The sequence below is a fragment of the Terrabacter sp. Ter38 genome (genome assembly GCF_024519435.1).
Taxonomy (GTDB): Bacteria; Actinomycetota; Actinomycetes; order Actinomycetales; family Dermatophilaceae; genus Terrabacter.
On the sequence record NZ_JALJRZ010000001.1, the window covers coordinates 408,009 to 424,685 of the forward strand.

The following is a 16,677-nucleotide window of genomic DNA, read 5'->3' on the forward strand; positions in this document are numbered from 1 at the left end:
GGTTGGGCTATCGTGGGGCCATGGACCTCTCTCTCCAGGGTTCGCTCCTCGACCTCACCGACGCGATGACGCTGCGCGACGTGGGCACGGGGAAGACCCGCCACCACCTGGCCCACGGCGCGTGGGTCGATGTCCGACCCGGCTGGCTCGCGGCCGGCGACGAGCTCCTCACGGCCCTGCTGCGAGACGTGCCCTGGCACGCCGAGCGCCGGCAGATGTACGACTCCGTCGTCGACGTACCCCGGCTGACGAAGTTCTACGGCGGCGACGAGAGGCTGCCCCACCCGATGCTCGTCGAGGCCCGCGACGCCCTGAGCCGGCACTACGCGCCCGAGCTCGGCGAGCCGTTCGTCACGGCCGGTTTGTGCCTCTACCGCGACGGTCGCGACAGCGTCGCCTGGCACGGCGACCGCGTCGGGCGCTCGCGCGACAGCGACACGATGATCGCGATCCTCTCGCTCGGTTCCGCTCGCACCCTCGCCCTGCGTCCCCGTGACGGCGGGCCGATCCCCGGCTCGACGACAAAGAGCTTGCGCTATCCCCTGGGACATGGTGACCTCGTCGTGATGGGCGGCACGTGCCAGCGGACGTGGGACCACGCGGTCCCGAAGACGTCCGAACCGATGGGGCCGCGCATCTCGGTGCAGTTCCGCGTAGCCGGCGTTCGCTGACAGGAGACCCACGTATGCCGTCCAGCCGTTCAGGTGGCCCCCTGCCGTTCCTCGACCACCTCGCGGCCGACTCGGCCCGCTTCCGGACGGTGCTCGCGTCGGCACCAGCCGAGGCCCGGGTGCCGACGTGTCCCGACTGGGACGCCGACGACCTGCTGTGGCACCTCGGTGAGGTGCAGTGGTTCTGGGGCGAGATCGCCGAGCGCGGGCTCACCGACCCAGCCGAGCTCGACGGGATGAACGCGACCCGTGAGGAGCGTCCGGGCGACCGCGCCGGGCTGCTCGCCTTCTTCGACCGCTCGAGCGAGCGGCTGCACCGGGTGCTCGGCGAGCTCGCGCCCGAGACCCCGCTCTGGATGTGGTACGACGACGACAGGACCGCCGGCTACATCCGCCGACGTCAGGCCCACGAGGCGATGGTGCATCGCGTCGACGCCGAGCTCACGGTCGGTGAACGGACACCGCTCGACTGCCGGCTCGCCGCCGACGGCATCGACGAGGCCCTGCGGATCATGCGCGGCCACGAGCCCGAGCCCGACCTGACGCACGTGCCGGTCTCGGCGCCGGTGACGATCGCGACGGTCGATGCCATGCACGCCTGGACGGTCACCCCCGTGCGCATCACCGGCACGTGGCACGGCGACGAGATCGACGTGCAGCGCTTCCTCGTCAGCGACGGACCGGACGATGCCGCAGCAGCCGAGATCAGCGGGTCCGCGGCCGACATCGACTGCTGGCTCTGGAACCGTCCGGTCGAGAGCGAGATCACGCGCGACGGCGACGCGGCGGCGCTGGCCGCCGTCGACGCCGTCCTCGCCGACTCGATCGACTGACCGACAGGGCGGACGGCTCAGCCAGTTCGGCGACCGAGGCGTCGCGCTCGCCTCGGGACCGGGAGCCAGGCGTGGACCATCGCGGCCAGCACCACGACGAGGGGGACGAACGCGAAGAGGTAGCGCGACCGTCCCTGGAGCACGAGCGTGAAGGCAGCGATGCCGAGCACCGAGGCCGCGACGAGGAGCGTCTCCCGCCGGTAGGGCGCCCGAAGCAGCCCGATGCCGGCCACGAGCAGCACGGCCAGCCACAGCGCCTGGCTCACGTCGGCCCGAAGCTGGTAGGCCGCCCCGTGGAAGCCGTTGAGGTCGTGGACGATCCCGGTCACGCCGGTCGCCGGCGCGAGCGTGCCGGGCAGCGAGTCGGGGCCCTCGCCCCACGCCCAGAACATCCCGTCGCCCCAGTTCCAGGCCGCCTTGCTGCCGTAGAAGGCGAGCGTGCCGCCGAGACCTCGCTCGGCCCACCTGTCTGCGAGGACGCCTGCCGCATACGCCTTCATCTCGGCCTGGCTGCGCCCCGCCAGGGCGTGGACCATCTCCCGTGAGTACGCCCCGTAGGCGACCGCCCCGGTGCGCGAGTGCTGCTCGTCGGCGCCGAGCGCGACCCACCAGAGGATCGGGGGCGAGACCGCGGTGTCGATGCGCGTGGAGTCGACGCCGGAGGCCGTCGTGGCCGCAGCGCCCAGGCCCACCCCGAGGACGACGAACGCGAGGGCGGAGGCCGCGCAGGCGACGATGACGCGCGCGCGGCGGGCGGGGAGGAGGTCGTGGTCGAAGATCGCCACGACGGCCGTCAGGACCGCCGCGATGGCGATGACGACCGGCGTGGTCTTGATGGAGTAGGCCACCGTGACCGACGCGACCGCGAGCAGCCACAGGACGACTCGTCCGGTGCGCGGCCGCGGGGTCATGGCCCGGACGGCCAGGGCCACTCCCCCGACGACGAACGGCATCGCGTAGAAGTCCGTGTAGGGCACCGCCAGCCACGGGCTCGTGCCGACGAGAACGAGGGTCGCGAGCTGGGCCCCGACGGAAGGACCTCGACCCGCCACGCGCACGACGAGGTCATGGACGGCGTACAGCGTCAGGCCCACACAGATCCCGTTGAGCGTGATGAGGACGGCGTCGGGTGCGAGCGAGAATGCCTGTCCCACAGCGACGCCCATCTTGTCGATGGCGAGCAGTGGGAGGTTGTTGGGGTAGAGGGAGAGGTAGTCGTACTCCCCCTGGCTGAGCGGTTGCCCTGCCTGGAGGCGGCGCGCCATGCCCATCACGAGCCGCGCATCCCAGCCGTAGCGGTAGCGCGTCATGAGGCCGACGAGCGTCGCCACGACGCCTCCGCCGACCGCGATCACCAGAGGCACCCAGCGCCGCTTCGCCCACCCGGGAAAGCGGACGACCGCAGCGAGCAGCAGCAGCCCGAGCGTGACGGGCACCACCACCTGCCAGCGGTGCTCGACGTTGACGGGTCGGGGCGCGACGAGACCGACGACGGCGACCGCTACGAGAGAGACCCCGGCCAGTCGAAGCAGTGCTCGACCGACCGGGGACTCCATGGCGCCAGACGCTACCCCACCCGCATGGGCGTCCGATCAGGCGTCCGATCAGGCGGCCGGGACGGCGTCACGGTGGGCGCGGTTGACGGCCGAGACGATCGCCTTGATGGACGCCGTGACGATCGACGGGTCGACGCCGACGCCCCAGAGGACGCGGTCGCCGACGGCGCACTCGACGTAGGCCGCGGCGCGGGCGTCCCCACCAGCAGAGAGGGCGTGCTCGGCGTAGTCGAGGACGCGGACGTCAGGGGTGCCCTCGACGGTCGAGAGGGCGTCGACGAACGCCGCGATCGGGCCGTTCCCCGTGCCGGTGACGGTCAGGGACCCGCCGCCGTCGCGGACCGTCGCCTCGATCGTGCTCGCCCCGTCGACGGTCGAGTCGGTGACGACGTTGACGAGCTCGAAGCGACCCCACGCGCGAGTCGGGTCGGGGAGGTACTCGTCCTGGAACCTCGCCCACAAGTCGGCGGGTGCGACCTCTCCGCCGTCCTGGTCGACACCGCGCTGGACGACACCCGAGAACTCGATCTGCAGCCGGCGCGGCAGGTCCATCTGGTGCTCGGTCTTCATGATGTACGCGACGCCGCCCTTGCCGGACTGGCTGTTGACGCGGACGACGGCCTCGTAGGAGCGGCCGAGGTCGTGCGGGTCGATCGGGAGGTAGGGCACGCCCCAGACGAGGTCGTCGATGCCCGTGCCCTTCTCCTTGGCCTCGGACGCCATGGCCTCGAAGCCCTTCTTGATGGCGTCCTGGTGCGAGCCGGAGAAGGCGGTGAAGACGAGGTCGCCGCCGTAGGGGTGGCGCTCGCCCACGGGCAGCTGGTTGCAGTACTCGACGGTGCGGCGTACCTCGTCGATGTCGCTGAAGTCGATCTGCGGGTCGATGCCCTGGCCGAAGAGGTTCATCCCGAGCGTGACGAGGCAGACGTTGCCGGTGCGCTCACCGTTGCCGAAGAGGCAGCCCTCGATACGGTCGGCGCCGGCGAGGTAGCCGAGCTCGGCCGCGGCCACACCGGTGCCGCGGTCGTTGTGAGGGTGCAGGCTCACGACGATGGACTCTCGGCGCTCGAGGTGGCGGATCATCCACTCGATGGAGTCGGCATAGACGTTGGGCGTCGCCATCTCGACGGTCGCCGGCAGGTTGACGATGATCTTGTGGTCGGGCGTCGGGTCGATGACGTCGACGACGGCGTTGCAGATCCGCATCGCGAAGTCGAGCTCGGTCCCGGTGTAGGACTCCGGCGAGTACTCGTAGTAGATCGTCGTGTCGGGGATCGTCTCCTCGAGCTTCCTGCACAGGCGCGCGGCCTGGACCGCGATGTCGATGATGCCGTCCTGGTCGAGGCCGAAGACGACCTTGCGCTGCAGTGCCGACGTCGAGTTGTAGAAGTGGACGATGGCCTGCTTGCTGCCCCGGATCGCGTCGTAGGTGCGTTCGATGAGGTGGTCGCGACACTGCGTCAGCACCTGGATCGTCACGTCGTCGGGGATGTGTCCGCCCTCGATGAGCTCGCGGCAGAAGTCGAAGTCGGTCTGGCTCGCCGACGGGAAGCCGACCTCGATCTCCTTGTAGCCCATCTTCACGAGCAGCTGGAACATCCGGAGCTTGCGCTCGGAGTTCATCGGGTCGATGAGCGCCTGGTTGCCGTCGCGCAGGTCGACGGCACACCAGCGCGGGGCCGACTCGATGCGTTTCGTCGGCCACGTGCGGTCCGGGAGCTCGAACGGGATCTGCTCGTGGAAGGGGACGTACTTCTGGAACGGCATTCCCGACGTCTGTTGGGGGTGGATCATCGCGTCACTCTCTCGTCTGCGTTTCGCTCGGTGTCCGGCCGGACACGGGAAACTCCGCGACGAGGAGGGCCGGGGTCAGGCCTCGCCGCGGCAGAGAAGAAGGAGGCTCACCGCTCGCACCTGTTCACCGTATGCCGGGTGCTCCGTTCGCGTCCACCCCTCGGGACCGCTGCCCGGATCGTGAGACACGGGTCTCGTCAGGGATACGGGATGCCGTCCGGACCGGTGTGCGCCACACCTCCGCGTGTGCCGGGCGGGTCCACGACGCCGTAGTTGACGTCGTCGCGGTCCGAGCCCATCGCCGCCCATCCGGGCGCGTCGAGGTGCCCCAGTTCGGGGGCGGGCAGCCGGTCACCTGAGTCGAGCGCCTGAGGGATCTCGGTAAGGACCCCGGGAAGCGGCTCGAGGTCCGCCTCGGCGGTGGCAGGTGGCTCGTGGAGTCCCCAGGGGTCCTCCGTCACGGCGCGGAGGTGGGGTCAGATGCGTCGGCTTCGGGGGCTTCCTCGCGGGCGTCCGCGATCTGCTCCTCCGGACGTGGGGGCACCGTCTGGTCCTCCTCGAGGACCTCGAGCTCGTGGTCGTGCGCAGCCGTCTCAGACATGTCGGCCTCCTTGCCGGGAGTCTAGGACCGCACGCCGGCCTACAGGCGGACTCGTGCCAGCCCGGTGCGCCGGCGTCGCCACGCACGCACTCCACTCGGCTGAGCGGGCACCGCAGCGTTGGGCTCAGCAACGTGCGCGGTCGACGTCCGTTGGATCAGAAGCCGAGGCGCTGGAGCTGCTTGGGGTCGCGCTGCCAGTCCTTGGCCACCTTGACGTGGAGGTCGAGATAGACCTTCTGCCCGAGAAGGGCCTCGATGCCCTTGCGGGCGTTCGTGCCGACCTCGCGCAGCCGGGACCCGCCGCGTCCGATGACGATGGCCTTCTGGCTGGGGCGCTCGACGAAGACGTTGACGCGCACGTCGAGCAGCGGCTTGTCGTCGGGCCGGCCCTCGCGCTGCACCATCTCCTCGACGACGACGGCGAGCGAGTGCGGCAGCTCGTCGCGCACGCCCTCGAGCGCCGCCTCGCGCACGAGCTCGGCGATCATGACCATCTCGGGCTCGTCCGTGAGCATCCCGTCGGGGTACAGCTGCGGCGAGCGGGGCAGGAAGGACGCGAGGACGTCGCGCACCTCCTCGACCTGGCTCCCGGAGACGGCGGAGCACGGGATGATCGCGTCCCACTCCCCCAGCTGGTCGATCGCGATGAGGTGCTCGGCGAGCCGTTCGCGGTCGACGGCGTCGGCCTTGGTCGCGATGGCGACGACCGGGCGGCGCCGGACCGAGCGCAGCTCGGCGAGCTCGTGGGCGATGAAGGTGTCGCCGGGACCGATGCGCTGGTCGGCCGGCAGGCAGAAGCCGATGACGTCGACCTCGAGCAGGGTCTCGCGGACGAGGTCGTTGAGGCGCTGGCCGAGGAGGGTCCGCGGCTTGTGGAGACCGGGGGTGTCGACGAGGATCAGCTGGGCGGTGGCGGTCGTCGTGACGCCCCGGATCGTGTGGCGGGTCGTCTGCGGCTTGGAGCTCGTGATGGCGACCTTCTGGCCCACGAGCGCGTTCGTCAGCGTCGACTTGCCCGCGTTGGGCCGCCCCACGAGGCAGGCGAATCCGGCCCGGTAGTCGGCGGATCGGTCGGTCGTCCCGGAGGCCGAGGTGTCGCCGTGCGTCGGGTCAGCGTCCTGGGTGCCCATGGGCGTCCTCCGTCTCGGTGTACGCCGCGTCGTCCTCCGGCACCGAGGCCCGGTGCACGATGACCGACGCGACGCGGTGGCGGCGTCCGGCCATGCGTTCGGCCGTCAGCTCCAGCCCAGCGACCGTACCGGACGACCCGACGATCGGGACCCGTCCGATCACCTTCGTGAGGAGGCCACCGACGGTGTCGACGTCCTCCTCGTCGATGGTGACGTCGAAGAGCTCGGCGAGGTCGTCGATGTCCATCGACGCCGGCACCCGCAGGGTGCCGTCCTCGAGCTGCTCGACGCCGGGAGCCTCACGGTCGTGCTCGTCGGCGATCTCACCGACGATCTCCTCGATGATGTCCTCGATCGTGATGAGGCCGGCGGTGCCGCCGTACTCGTCGACGACTATGGCGAAGTGGTTCTGGTCGCGCTGCATCTCGCGCAGCAGGTCGTCGACGGGCTTGCTCTCGGGCACGAAGTGCATGGGCCGCATGACCTCGGTGGCGGGGTGGCGGCCGTCCTCCGGGGCGGCGTTGAGCCTGCGGGCGACGTCCTTGAAGTAGAGCAGGCCACGGACGTCGTCACTGTCCTCGCCGACGACCGGGATGCGGGAGAAGCCTGAGCGCAGGAAGAGCGACATCGCGCTGCGCAGCGTCTTGTCCGCGTCGAGGACGACCATGTCGGTGCGCGGCACCATCACCGCGCGGGCCAGGGTGTCGCCGAGCTCGAAGACCGAGTGGATCATCTCGCGCTCGTCGGCCTCGATGACGTCGGAGTCACCGGCCATGTCGACGAGGTCGCGCAGCTCGGACTCGGTCTGGAACGGGCCGTCGGTGTATCCCTTGCCGGGCGTGACCGCGTTGCCGAGGACGACGAGGAGCTTGGCCACCGGCCCGAGCACGCGGCGCAGGCCGACGGCGAAGGGGGCGCTCCACAGCGCGACCGTGTCGTAGTTCTGCCGGCCGAGGGTGCGCGGCGAGACGCCGACGACGACGAACGACACGACGGCCATGATCGTGATGCTGATGAGGGCGCGGCTCCACGTCGACTCAAACCGCCCGGCGACGGCCAGGGTGACGAGGACCGCCGCGGTGGCCTCGGCGACGACGCGCAGGAAAGCGATGACCGAGAGGTATGCCGGTGAGTCACCGACCACGGTGATCAGCGACTTGGCGCCCGACCGCCCTTCCTCGAACAGCTCATGGGCGCGCACGCGGGACATGCGGAAGATGGCTGCCTCTGCGGCCGACAGCAGGAACGCCACGACGATGCTGATGAGGGCCGGGAGCGCGAACTGCGGGAACATCTCGGTCTCTCGTCCGCGGTCAGGCGCTCGGGCGGTTGCGCGTCGCGAGGAAGGTGAGCAGCAGCTGACGTTGGAGCTCGAACATCTCGCGCTCCTCGTCCGGCTCGGCGTGGTCGTAGCCGAGGAGATGGAGGATGCCGTGCGTCGTGAGCAGCAGCATCTCCTCCATCGGCGCGTGACCGGCATCGAGCGCCTGCTTCGTCGCGACGGACGGGCAGAGCACGATGTCGCCGAGCGTGCCCTCCTCGGGCTCCTGGCCCTCGCGACCGGGTCTCAGCTCGTCCATCGGGAAGCTCATGACGTCGGTGGGCCCGGGCAGGTCCATCCACTGCACGTGGAGGACCTCCATGGCGTCCTCGTCGACGAGCTTGATGCAGAGGTCGGCCTGCGCGTGGACACGCATCTGCGCCATGACGTAGCCGGCGCAGGCCAGCAGCTCGAGCTCGTCGACGTCGTGGTCGGTCTCGTTGAGGACGTCGATGCTCACGCGCCGGCCTCCGTGGCGTTACGACGGCCGCCGTGGTCATCGCGGTCGTCGCGGTCGGACCCCCGGTCAGGGGAACGCTCGGAGGGACGTCGCGACCCGCGATGGTCACGATGGTCGCCCGACGCGGCTCGGGCCCGCGCCCGACGCTCGGCACGCACCTCGTCGCGCTCGTAGGCGTCGACGATGGCGCTGACGAGTCGGTGGCGCACGACGTCGTGCGAGGTCAGCTCGGCGAAGTGGACGTCCTCGACGCCCTCGAGGATGTCGCGCACGACGCGCAGACCCGACCGGGTGCCACCGGGGAGGTCGACCTGGGTGATGTCGCCCGTGACGACCATCTTCGAGCCGAAGCCGAGACGTGTGAGGAACATCTTCATCTGCTCGCTCGAGGTGTTCTGGGCCTCGTCGAGGATGATGAACGCGTCGTTGAGCGTGCGACCGCGCATGTAGGCGAGCGGGGCCACCTCGATCGTGCCCGACGCCATGAGCCGCGGGATCGTCTCGGGCGAGACCATGTCGTGCAGCGCGTCGTAGAGCGGGCGCAGGTAGGGGTCGATCTTGTCGTTGAGCGTGCCGGGCAGGAAGCCGAGACGCTCACCGGCCTCGACGGCGGGACGGGTCAGGATGATGCGGTTGACCTGCTTGGCCTGCAGCGCCGCGACCGCCTTGGCCATCGCGAGGTAGGTCTTGCCGGTACCGGCGGGGCCGATGCCGAAGACGACGGTGTGCTCGTCGATGGCGTCGACATAGCGCTTCTGGTTCAGCGTCTTGGGGCGGATCGTGCGACCGCGGCTGCTGACGATGTTCATCGTCAGCACGTCGGCCGGCCGCTCGGAGGTCTGTCCGCGCAGCATCGAGATCGACCGCTCGACGGCGTCGCGGTTGAGCGGCTGGCCGGTCGCGACGATCGTCAGCAGCTCGTCGAGGAGGGTGTCGATGATCTCGAGCTCCCCGGCCGGCCCCGCGAAGGTCATCTCGTTGCCGCGCACGTGCGTGTCGACGAGGGGGAACTGGCGCTCCATGGTGCGCAGCAGCTCGTCCCGGGGGCCGAGGAGCGTCACCATCTCGATCGGCGGCGGGATCTGCCGGGTCAGCACCGGCGCGTCTCCGCCGCTCTCGGCTCCCGTGGGGAGCTGCGTGCCGTCAGGGGCGTCAGGGCCGTCGCTGTAGGATGGTCGAGGTTGCGCGTCATTCATCGTGGTGACGAGTCTACGTGTCGCGGCCCGAGCTCCTCACCACGAATTCCGCCAGGTCCTTGCTCTGCTGCACGCGTGACGGCTCGTGGACGTACATCATGTGGCCCGCCTCGTAGTAGGCGTGCTCGACGTTCGCGAGCAGGTCGGCAGGCAGCTGCAGGTGGGCCACGACGTCCTCCGCGGCGAAGTGCGGCGTGGCGCCGTCGTAGTAGCCGTAGGCGATGTGGACCTTGAGGTGCGGGTTCTGGCGCATCGCGCGTTCGAGCTTCGGGGACACGTCGATGGGCCGCCCCTCGAAGTCCTTGAAGCTCCACGGGTGCACGAGACGCGAGATCTGCTCGTAGTGCAGGTCGCTGACGTAGCCGAGCTCGTCGCGGACGTAGTGGTTCCAGGCCGCGGCGTAGGGGCCGGCGATGGCGTCGTGCGACGGGTCGGCGTCCATGTTCTCGGCGATGGCTGCGGCGGCCGGTCCGGTGAACCGGGCGTCCAGGCGACCCACCGACAGGCGCTCGTCGCGCAGCAGCTCGGTGAAGTAGCGCCAGTGCTCGATGCGCAGGTCGGCTCGGTCGACATAGTCCTCGGTCAGCCCGGAGAGCCGGGCCAGGGTCGAGACCGCCTCGGCGCGCTCGGCCTTCGTCAACCGGTGGCCACGCGAGAGCACCCACGGGTAGTCGCGGCCGGCATACGCCTCGGCCTCGTCGAGGACGGACCGCAGCGAGCGGCGGCCGTGCTTGCCGTGGTAGTGGGCCACGGCGGCATACGTCGGCAGGTAGAGCGCGTGCGCGCGGTCGTTGCGCTGGTTCTCGAAGTCGACCGAGCTGAGGTCGAGGACGCTGCTGATGAGGACGATCCCGTTGACGTACATCCCGTAGCGGGACTGGAGGTGCTCGGCGAGCGCCGCGCCGCGGAGGGTGCCGTAGGACTCACCTGCGACGAACTTCGGCGACATCCAGCGGCCGTGGCGCGAGGTCCAGAGCCGGATCAGCTCGCCGACGGACTCGATGTCCTTCTGGTAGCCGTGGTAGTCCCCCGGTTTGCCGCCCTCCACGGCTCGCGAGTAGCCGGTGGACATGGGGTCGATGAAGACGAGGTCGCTCACCGCGAGGAGGGACTCGGGGTTGTCGACGAGGTCGTAGGGCGGCGGCTCGAGAGCACCGACGTCACCGCTGACGACGCGGCGCGGGCCGAGCAGGCCGAGGTGGAGCCAGACGCTCGAGCTGCCGGGACCACCGTTGAAGGCGAAGGTGACCGGACGTGAGCGCGCATCGGCGTCGTCGAGGACGTAGCTCGTCATGGACAGCTCCGCGCGCGCCTTGTGGCCGCCGAAGGTGCCGTCCTTGTGCTCCTCCTCGCGGAGCACGACCCGCCCTGTCGTCGCGGTGTAGCGCAGCCGGCGTCGGCCGACCTTGAGCGTGTGGTGGGTCGTCACGAGGTCGTCGACGGGGTCGACCGGCTTCGCCTCGGCGTCAGCGGCCTTGGGCTCGGTGTCCGCCGATCCCTTTGTCGCGGAGGTCTTCTCGTCGGTGGTGGGGCTCTCTTCGCTCACACCATCCTCCCCTCGGTGAAGGCCGCGCCCCCGAGCACGTGGACGTGCGCGTGGAAGACGGTCTGGCCGGCGCCGCTGCCGGTGTTGACGATCATCCGGTGGGCGTCGGCCACGCCCTCCTGCTCGGCCACGCGGGCCGCGAGCCGGAAGACGTCGGTGAGGTCGTCAGCGGAGGCCGCTGCCAGGGCCCCGACCGTCGGCTCGTGGCGCCTCGGCACGACGAGGACGTGGACCGGGGCGGCTGGGCTGATGTCGCGGAAGGCGATCGACCGCTCGCTCTCGGCGACCCGGTCGGACGGGATCTCACCGGCGACGATCTTGCAGAAGAGGCAGTCACTGGGGGTCTGCGAGGTCATGACTGCACCCTAGGCAGGACGTGGTCGGCGCGCACCCGTCCGGCCCGGCGCGGCGCTGCACGACGCGGTCGCGGAGCACGGCCGGACATCTGGGACATTTCTGTCGCCGACGTGTCAACCCTGTGCTCCCGTTGCGCGTCATCTGTCCGTGAGAACGTTGGGTATGCCGGCCGGCCAGCTCAGCGACCCCGCGGCCTCCGGGGCCGCTGGTCGTCCCGCCACGGGCGGTGGTGGGGCTCCCGCCCCGGACGCCGCGGGGGTGGTCACCCCCGGCGGGTCCGAGCTGCCGACCGACCCCGACGTGGCCATCACCGAGCTGTACCACGCGCACTGGCACCGCCTCGTCCGTCTCGCCTGGCTGCTGCTGCGCGACCAGCTCGCTGCGGAGGACGTCGTGCAGGACGCGTTCGTCGCGACGCACCGCAGCTGGTCGGCGATCCGGGACGGCGGCCGCGTCGTCGGCTACCTCCAGACCGCTGTCGTCAACGGGTGCCGGTCGGTGCAGCGGCACACCGTCGTCGTCGACCGCCAGAACGTCCGCGACGCGGCCGCTGCCGACGCCCCCGGACGGGGCAGCCACGGCAGCGCCGAGACCCAGGTGCTGCACACGGCCGACCGCGACGCCGTCCTGGACGCGCTGCGCACCCTGCCGTCCCGCCAGCGGGAGGTGCTGGTGCTGCGCTACTACTCCGATCTCTCCGAGGCCCAGATCGCCCACGCCCTCGAGATCTCCCCCGGCGCCGTGAAGACCCACGCCCACCGCGGCCTGACAGCCCTGCGCCGCACCATCGACCCCCTGGAGCTGTCATGAACACCGACCCGACGCGACCGGGCGAGACCCCCGACGAGGAGCCGACCCTCATCGGTGCCGGCCTGCGCCCCGTCGAGGACCGGGTGCGCCGCGCTCTCGATGCCGAGGCGCGGTCGATCACCCCGACCGACCGCCTCGGCGCGATCCTCGCCGACGCCCACGCGTCGGACGAGTCTTCTCGGGGCACCGGCACCGGCCACGGCTCGGGGTCCCGGCGCCACCGGTGGCTCGTGCCAGCGGTGGCGGCGGCCGCGGCCGTCCTCGTCGCCGGCACCGTCTGGGCCGTGAACCGGCCGCCTGCGCCGACGCCGCCGGTCGCCGGGACCCCGACCGCCGTGGCCACGTCGACCGCGCGGGCGTCGTCCCCGACGTCGTCCGGCGCACCGTCGAGCGTGCCGACGCAGACCGCGCAGCCGCCGACCTCCCCGGCGACGACCGCGGTCCCGCCTCCGGCCACCACGATCGCGACCGTGCCGGTCTACTACCTCGGCCCCGTCGTGGCCGGCAGCGACCAGCTCCGCCTCTTCCGCGAGTTCGTGTCGACCAGCGTCCCGTCGCCGTCGGTCGTCGGCGGGAAGGGGCTGTCCGCGCTACGCCTGGCGATGGGACCGGCACCGGCCGGGAGCAGCTACCAGACCGCGTGGTCCGGCGTGACCGCCGAGTCGGTGGCGCTCACCTCGGGGGCCATCACCGTCCGGCTCTCGTCCGGCACGACCTCCTCCGCGTCGCTCGCGACCGAACAGCTCGTCTGGACCGTCCAGGCCGCACTCGGCACGGTGCTGCCCGTCCGCTTCGAGCTCGCGGACGGCGGCAGCGAGGTCTCACCTGGCCACCCGGTCTCGGCGTCCTTCACGCGGCCCACCGACCCGATGACGGTCCTCGAGCAGGTCGCACCCGTCTGGGTCGACGAGCCGGCCCGGGGCTCCGCCGTCAGGGCCGGCGCACGGCTCACCGTCACGGGCGTCGCCAGCACGTTCGAGGCCACCGTCGAGTGGGAGCTCCTCCGCGACGGCCAGCGCGTCGACCACGGCTTCACGACGGCCTCGGCAGGTGCCCCGGACCGCGGCACGTACCGGTTCACCACGAAGACGTCGCTGACGCCGGGCGCCTACGTCGTCCGTGTCTTCGCCAGCAGCGCGAAGGACGGGTCGCCGGTCGCGGAGCAGCTCGTCCCCGTCACCGCTCGCTGACGGGATCCGCTACTTCCCGGTTCGAGGTGATCTCGGCACCGACGCCCCTGACGACATCACCTCGAACCGGGAACGGATTCGGCCGGTTCGAGGTGATCTCGGCATCCACCCCGTGACGAGATCACCTCGCACCAGGGCGCGTATGCCGTCAGGTCCAGCGGGTGCGTGCGCTGAGGACGGCGAGGGCGGCGGGCCCGGCGGACGACGCCCGCAGGATCGTCGACCCGAGCCGGACCGGACGCGCCCCGGCGACCGTGAGGGCCTCGATCTCGCGGTCCGTGATGCCACCCTCCGGGCCGACGACCACGAGCACGTCGCCCGACGCGGGCAGCTCGACGGAGGCGAGCGGCTCGGTGGCGCCCTCGTGGAGCACGAGCGTGAGGGCCGCCTCCCCGACACGGGCCACGAGCGGAGCGAGCCCGACAGCAGGGGACGTCACCGGCATACGCGACCGGCGCGACTGCTTGGTCGCCCGCGCCACGACCGCGGCCCACTTGGCGAGCGACTTGGCGGCGCGGTCTCCGCGCCAGACCACGACGGATCGCTCCGCCTGCCAGGGCACGACCTCGTCGACACCGAGCTCGGTGGCGGCCTCGACGGCCTGCTCGTCACGGTCGCCCTTGGCGAGCGCCTGGACGAGGACGAGGCGTGGGGCGGGCTCGGCCTCCTCGCTGACCTCGACCACGCGTCCGCGGACCCACCCCCGGTCGACGTCGGTGGCCTCGAGCAGGACGCGCCGGCCCGCCCCGTCGGCGACGAAGTAGTGCTCACCCGGGCGGATGCGCACGACCGTCGCGGCGTGGCGCCCCTCGTCACCCTCGAGGAGCACGGACGCCCCCACTTCAGCCCCGGCGACCGCGGAGGGCTCGCCGAGGAAGAGCTGGTGGGTCACCGGGCACTCACGTGGGGGTCACTTCTCCTTGAAGGCGTCGCGCAGCTTGCCGAACAGCCCCTTGTTGGCCGGGGTGAGACGACCCTCGTGCCGCTCCTCGCCGCGCAGGGTCGCGAACTGGTGCAGCAGCTCCCGCTGCTCCTCGGTGAGGCGGGTGGGCGTCTGCACCGTGGCGTGCACGAGCAGGTCGCCGCGACCCCCGTGGCGCAGGTGGGTGACGCCGAGACCGCGCAGGGTCAGCACGTCACCGCTCTGCGTGCCGGGCTTGATCTCGAGGTCCTGCATGCCGTCGAAGGTCGACAGCTTGAAGCTCGTGCCGAGCGCGGCGGCGGCCATGGGCAGCTCGACGTTGCAGTGCAGGTCGTCACCGCGACGGGTGTAGGTGTCGTGGTTGACGACACGGATCTCGACGTAGAGGTCGGCCTTGGGTCCGTTGCCGGGGCCGACCTCGCCCTCTCCGGTCAGCTGGATGCGGGTGCCGGTGTCGACGCCCGCGGGCACCTTCAGCTTGAGGGAGCGACGGGTGCGCACGCGACCGTCACCCGAGCAGTCGTGGCACGGGTCGGTGAGGGTCGAGCCGTAGCCCTGGCAGTTGACGCACGGGCGCGAGGTCATGACCTGGCCGAGGAAGCTCCGCTGGATCTGCTGCACCTCACCGGCACCCTTGCAGATCTGGCAGGTCTGGCGACCGGTGCCGGGCTCGGCGCCGTCGCCGTCGCAGCGCTTGCAGCCGACCGCGGTGTCGAGCGTCAGCTCCTCCTCGGAGCCGAAGACAGCCTTGGACAGGTCGATGTCGAGGCGGACGAGCGCGTCCTGGCCGCGCTGCACGCGCGCCCGGGGTCCGCGCGTGCCGGCCTGGGCGCCCGCGCCGAAGAAGGCGTCCATGACGTCGCTGAACGAGAAGCCCTGTCCTGCACCGAAACCGGCACCGCCACCCGAGGCGAACGGGTCGGCGCCCATGTCGAAGGACTGGCGCTTCTGCGGGTCGGAGAGCACGTCGTAGGCCTGCGAGACCCGCTTGAACTCCTCCTCGGCCTCGGCGCCGGGGTTCACGTCCGGGTGCAGCTTGCGGGCGAGTCGACGGTAGGCCTTCTTGATCTCCTCCTGGCTCGCGTCGCGCGAGACCCCGAGGACGGCGTAGTAGTCGTTCAAGCTGAGATTCCTTTTGGTACGTGGTGCTTTCGGTTCCGGCGCGGCGCTGCGCCGGCGGACTGGCCGCTGTGCTGCAGGTGGGTCAGGTGGCCTGGTTCTCGTCGAGGATCTCGGAGACGTACCGCGCGACGGCGCGGACCGAGGCCATGGTCGTGGGGTAGTCCATGCGGGTCGGCCCGAGCACTCCGAGGCTCGCGACTCGCTCGGCGCCGGAGCCGTAGCCCATCGACACGAGGGACGTCGACTGGAGGCCGGTCACGGGGTTCTCGGAGCCGATGCGTACGGAGACGAGCTCGGGGTCGTCGCCGAGCTGTCCGAGCAGCCGCAGCAGGGTCACGTGCTCCTCGAGTGCCTCGAGGATCGGGCCGATGGTGCGGGGGAAGTCGGTGCCGGCGCGCGCGAGGTTCGACTGCCCTGCGAGGACGACGCGCTCCTCCCGCTCCTCGACGAGCGCGTCGCCGAGCGCCGACACCACGGCCTCCATGGCGGCGCGGTCGGCCTCGTCGGCCTCGTCGACGAGGCGGCGAAGGCGGGTCGCGGCCACGGTGAACGGGACGCCGGCCGCCACCTCGTTGATGCGCGCGCGGATCGTGGCGACGAGCGACTCGCCCGTGCCGTCGGAGAGCACGCGGCCCGTGTCGACGACACGCTGCTCGACGCGACCGGTGTTGACGATGAGCACGATCATCAGGTGCGAGGACCCCATCGGCACGAGCTCGATGTGGCGCACCGTCGACCGCGTGAGCGAGGGGTACTGCACGACGGCGACCTGGCGGGTCAGGCTCGCGAGCAGGCGCACCGTGCGGTCGACGACGTCGTCGAGGTCGACGGCGCCCTCGAGGAACTGGCCGATGGCCCGGCGCTCGCCCGACCCGAGGGGCTTGACGGCGCTGAGCCGGTCGACGAAGACGCGGTAGCCGGCGTCGGTCGGTACGCGCCCGGCCGACGTGTGCGGCGCGTGGATGAGGCCCTCCTCCTCGAGCAGGGCCATGTCGTTGCGCACGGTCGCGGCGCTGACGCCGAGGTGGTGGCGCTCGACGAGCGCGCGGCTCCCCACGGGCTCGGAGGTCTGGACGTAGTCCTGCACGATCGCGCGCAGCACCATCAGCCTGCGGTCCTCGCTCATCGCGTCCCCTCCTTCACGGGTCTGGCACTCTCGATCGACGAG

17 protein-coding genes are annotated in these 16,677 nt (G+C 71.3%); 4 read left to right on the forward strand and 13 right to left on the reverse strand.

Annotation, left to right across the window (positions count from 1 at the left end; genetic code table 11):
• The first annotated feature begins 20 nt into the window (after positions 1-20).
• Both NR112_RS01895 and NR112_RS01900 read left to right on the forward strand, forming a co-directional pair.
• Positions 21-671, forward strand: a complete 651-nt coding sequence (locus NR112_RS01895; protein ID WP_256792285.1) for an alpha-ketoglutarate-dependent dioxygenase AlkB — start codon at positions 21-23, stop codon at positions 669-671.
• 14 nt (positions 672-685) lie between these two features.
• Positions 686-1,504 (forward strand): maleylpyruvate isomerase family mycothiol-dependent enzyme, encoded by an 819-nt coding sequence (locus NR112_RS01900; RefSeq protein WP_256792286.1) that lies wholly within the window; start codon positions 686-688, stop codon positions 1,502-1,504.
• A gap of 17 nt (positions 1,505-1,521) precedes the next feature.
• Here NR112_RS01900 and NR112_RS01905 read toward each other — a convergent pair whose 3' ends face one another.
• The 10 genes from NR112_RS01905 to NR112_RS01950 form a co-directional block, all read right to left on the reverse strand.
• The gene (locus NR112_RS01905) at positions 1,522-3,060 is read right to left on the reverse strand and encodes a hypothetical protein (protein WP_256792287.1); all 1,539 of its coding nucleotides are present in this window, start codon (positions 3,058-3,060) and stop codon (positions 1,522-1,524) included.
• Positions 3,061-3,108: 48 nt separating this feature from the next.
• Positions 3,109-4,854, reverse strand: coding sequence for a 2-isopropylmalate synthase (gene leuA, locus NR112_RS01910; RefSeq protein WP_256792288.1), 1,746 nt, complete (start codon positions 4,852-4,854; stop codon positions 3,109-3,111).
• 197 nt (positions 4,855-5,051) lie between these two features.
• The gene (locus NR112_RS01915; protein WP_256792289.1) at positions 5,052-5,315 is read right to left on the reverse strand and encodes a hypothetical protein; all 264 of its coding nucleotides are present in this window, start codon (positions 5,313-5,315) and stop codon (positions 5,052-5,054) included.
• Positions 5,312-5,455 carry a hypothetical protein gene (locus NR112_RS01920; protein ID WP_256792290.1) on the reverse strand — a complete coding sequence of 48 codons (144 nt, stop codon included), beginning with the start codon at positions 5,453-5,455 and terminating at the stop codon, positions 5,312-5,314. The genes NR112_RS01915 and NR112_RS01920 overlap by 4 nt, the downstream gene beginning before the upstream one ends.
• Before the next feature lie 155 nt (positions 5,456-5,610).
• Positions 5,611-6,585, reverse strand: coding sequence for a GTPase Era (era, locus tag NR112_RS01925; RefSeq protein WP_256792291.1), 975 nt, complete (start codon positions 6,583-6,585; stop codon positions 5,611-5,613).
• Positions 6,566-7,879: a hemolysin family protein gene (locus NR112_RS01930; protein WP_256792292.1), complete on the reverse strand. Its 1,314-nt coding sequence runs from the start codon at positions 7,877-7,879 to the stop codon at positions 6,566-6,568. Before NR112_RS01930 ends, era begins: the two co-directional genes overlap by 20 nt.
• A gap of 19 nt (positions 7,880-7,898) precedes the next feature.
• The gene (gene ybeY, locus NR112_RS01935; RefSeq protein ID WP_256792293.1) at positions 7,899-8,366 is read right to left on the reverse strand and encodes an rRNA maturation RNase YbeY; all 468 of its coding nucleotides are present in this window, start codon (positions 8,364-8,366) and stop codon (positions 7,899-7,901) included.
• On the reverse strand, positions 8,363-9,562 hold the full coding sequence (locus NR112_RS01940; protein WP_256792294.1) for a PhoH family protein: 1,200 nt from the start codon (positions 9,560-9,562) through the stop codon (positions 8,363-8,365). The genes ybeY and NR112_RS01940 overlap by 4 nt, the downstream gene beginning before the upstream one ends.
• Positions 9,563-9,575: 13 nt before the next feature.
• Positions 9,576-11,108 (reverse strand): peptidase S10, encoded by a 1,533-nt coding sequence (locus NR112_RS01945; RefSeq protein ID WP_256792295.1) that lies wholly within the window; start codon positions 11,106-11,108, stop codon positions 9,576-9,578.
• The gene (locus NR112_RS01950) at positions 11,105-11,464 is read right to left on the reverse strand and encodes a histidine triad nucleotide-binding protein (protein WP_256792296.1); all 360 of its coding nucleotides are present in this window, start codon (positions 11,462-11,464) and stop codon (positions 11,105-11,107) included. Before NR112_RS01950 ends, NR112_RS01945 begins: the two co-directional genes overlap by 4 nt.
• Before the next feature lie 163 nt (positions 11,465-11,627).
• On the opposite strand from NR112_RS01950, the gene NR112_RS01955 reads away from it, so the two are divergent.
• Both NR112_RS01955 and NR112_RS01960 read left to right on the forward strand, forming a co-directional pair.
• Positions 11,628-12,275, forward strand: coding sequence for an RNA polymerase sigma factor (locus tag NR112_RS01955; protein WP_256792297.1), 648 nt, complete (start codon positions 11,628-11,630; stop codon positions 12,273-12,275).
• Positions 12,272-13,465 carry a Gmad2 immunoglobulin-like domain-containing protein gene (locus NR112_RS01960; RefSeq protein WP_256792298.1) on the forward strand — a complete coding sequence of 398 codons (1,194 nt, stop codon included), beginning with the start codon at positions 12,272-12,274 and terminating at the stop codon, positions 13,463-13,465. Before NR112_RS01955 ends, NR112_RS01960 begins: the two co-directional genes overlap by 4 nt.
• A gap of 148 nt (positions 13,466-13,613) precedes the next feature.
• Here the strand turns inward: NR112_RS01960 and NR112_RS01965 are convergent, their stop codons facing one another.
• The 3 genes from NR112_RS01965 to hrcA all read right to left on the reverse strand — a co-directional run bounded on the left by NR112_RS01965 (position 13,614) and on the right by hrcA (position 16,635).
• Positions 13,614-14,357: a 16S rRNA (uracil(1498)-N(3))-methyltransferase gene (locus NR112_RS01965; RefSeq protein ID WP_256792299.1), complete on the reverse strand. Its 744-nt coding sequence runs from the start codon at positions 14,355-14,357 to the stop codon at positions 13,614-13,616.
• An 18-nt stretch (positions 14,358-14,375) separates the two neighbouring features.
• Positions 14,376-15,509 carry a molecular chaperone DnaJ gene (gene dnaJ, locus NR112_RS01970; protein ID WP_020142578.1) on the reverse strand — a complete coding sequence of 378 codons (1,134 nt, stop codon included), beginning with the start codon at positions 15,507-15,509 and terminating at the stop codon, positions 14,376-14,378.
• An 82-nt stretch (positions 15,510-15,591) separates the two neighbouring features.
• On the reverse strand, positions 15,592-16,635 hold the full coding sequence (gene hrcA / locus NR112_RS01975; RefSeq protein ID WP_256792300.1) for a heat-inducible transcriptional repressor HrcA: 1,044 nt from the start codon (positions 16,633-16,635) through the stop codon (positions 15,592-15,594).
• Between the last annotated feature and the right edge of the window lie 42 nt (positions 16,636-16,677).

Bases quoted from the DNA above. Each gene is read 5' to 3' on its own strand.
- NR112_RS01895 (WP_256792285.1), top strand. From the start codon at position 21: ATGGACCTCTCTCTCCAGGGTTCGCTCCTCGACCTCACCGACGCGATG.
- NR112_RS01900 (WP_256792286.1), top strand. From the start codon at position 686: ATGCCGTCCAGCCGTTCAGGTGGCCCCCTGCCGTTCCTCGACCACCTC.
- NR112_RS01905 (WP_256792287.1), bottom strand. From the start codon at position 3,060: ATGGAGTCCCCGGTCGGTCGAGCACTGCTTCGACTGGCCGGGGTCTCT.
- leuA (WP_256792288.1), bottom strand. From the start codon at position 4,854: ATGATCCACCCCCAACAGACGTCGGGAATGCCGTTCCAGAAGTACGTC.
- NR112_RS01920 (WP_256792290.1), bottom strand. From the start codon at position 5,455: ATGTCTGAGACGGCTGCGCACGACCACGAGCTCGAGGTCCTCGAGGAG.
- era (WP_256792291.1), bottom strand. From the start codon at position 6,585: ATGGGCACCCAGGACGCTGACCCGACGCACGGCGACACCTCGGCCTCC.
- NR112_RS01930 (WP_256792292.1), bottom strand. From the start codon at position 7,879: ATGTTCCCGCAGTTCGCGCTCCCGGCCCTCATCAGCATCGTCGTGGCG.
- NR112_RS01940 (WP_256792294.1), bottom strand. From the start codon at position 9,562: ATGAATGACGCGCAACCTCGACCATCCTACAGCGACGGCCCTGACGCC.
- NR112_RS01950 (WP_256792296.1), bottom strand. From the start codon at position 11,464: ATGACCTCGCAGACCCCCAGTGACTGCCTCTTCTGCAAGATCGTCGCC.
- NR112_RS01955 (WP_256792297.1), top strand. From the start codon at position 11,628: ATGCCGGCCGGCCAGCTCAGCGACCCCGCGGCCTCCGGGGCCGCTGGT.
- NR112_RS01960 (WP_256792298.1), top strand. From the start codon at position 12,272: ATGAACACCGACCCGACGCGACCGGGCGAGACCCCCGACGAGGAGCCG.
- hrcA (WP_256792300.1), bottom strand. From the start codon at position 16,635: ATGAGCGAGGACCGCAGGCTGATGGTGCTGCGCGCGATCGTGCAGGAC.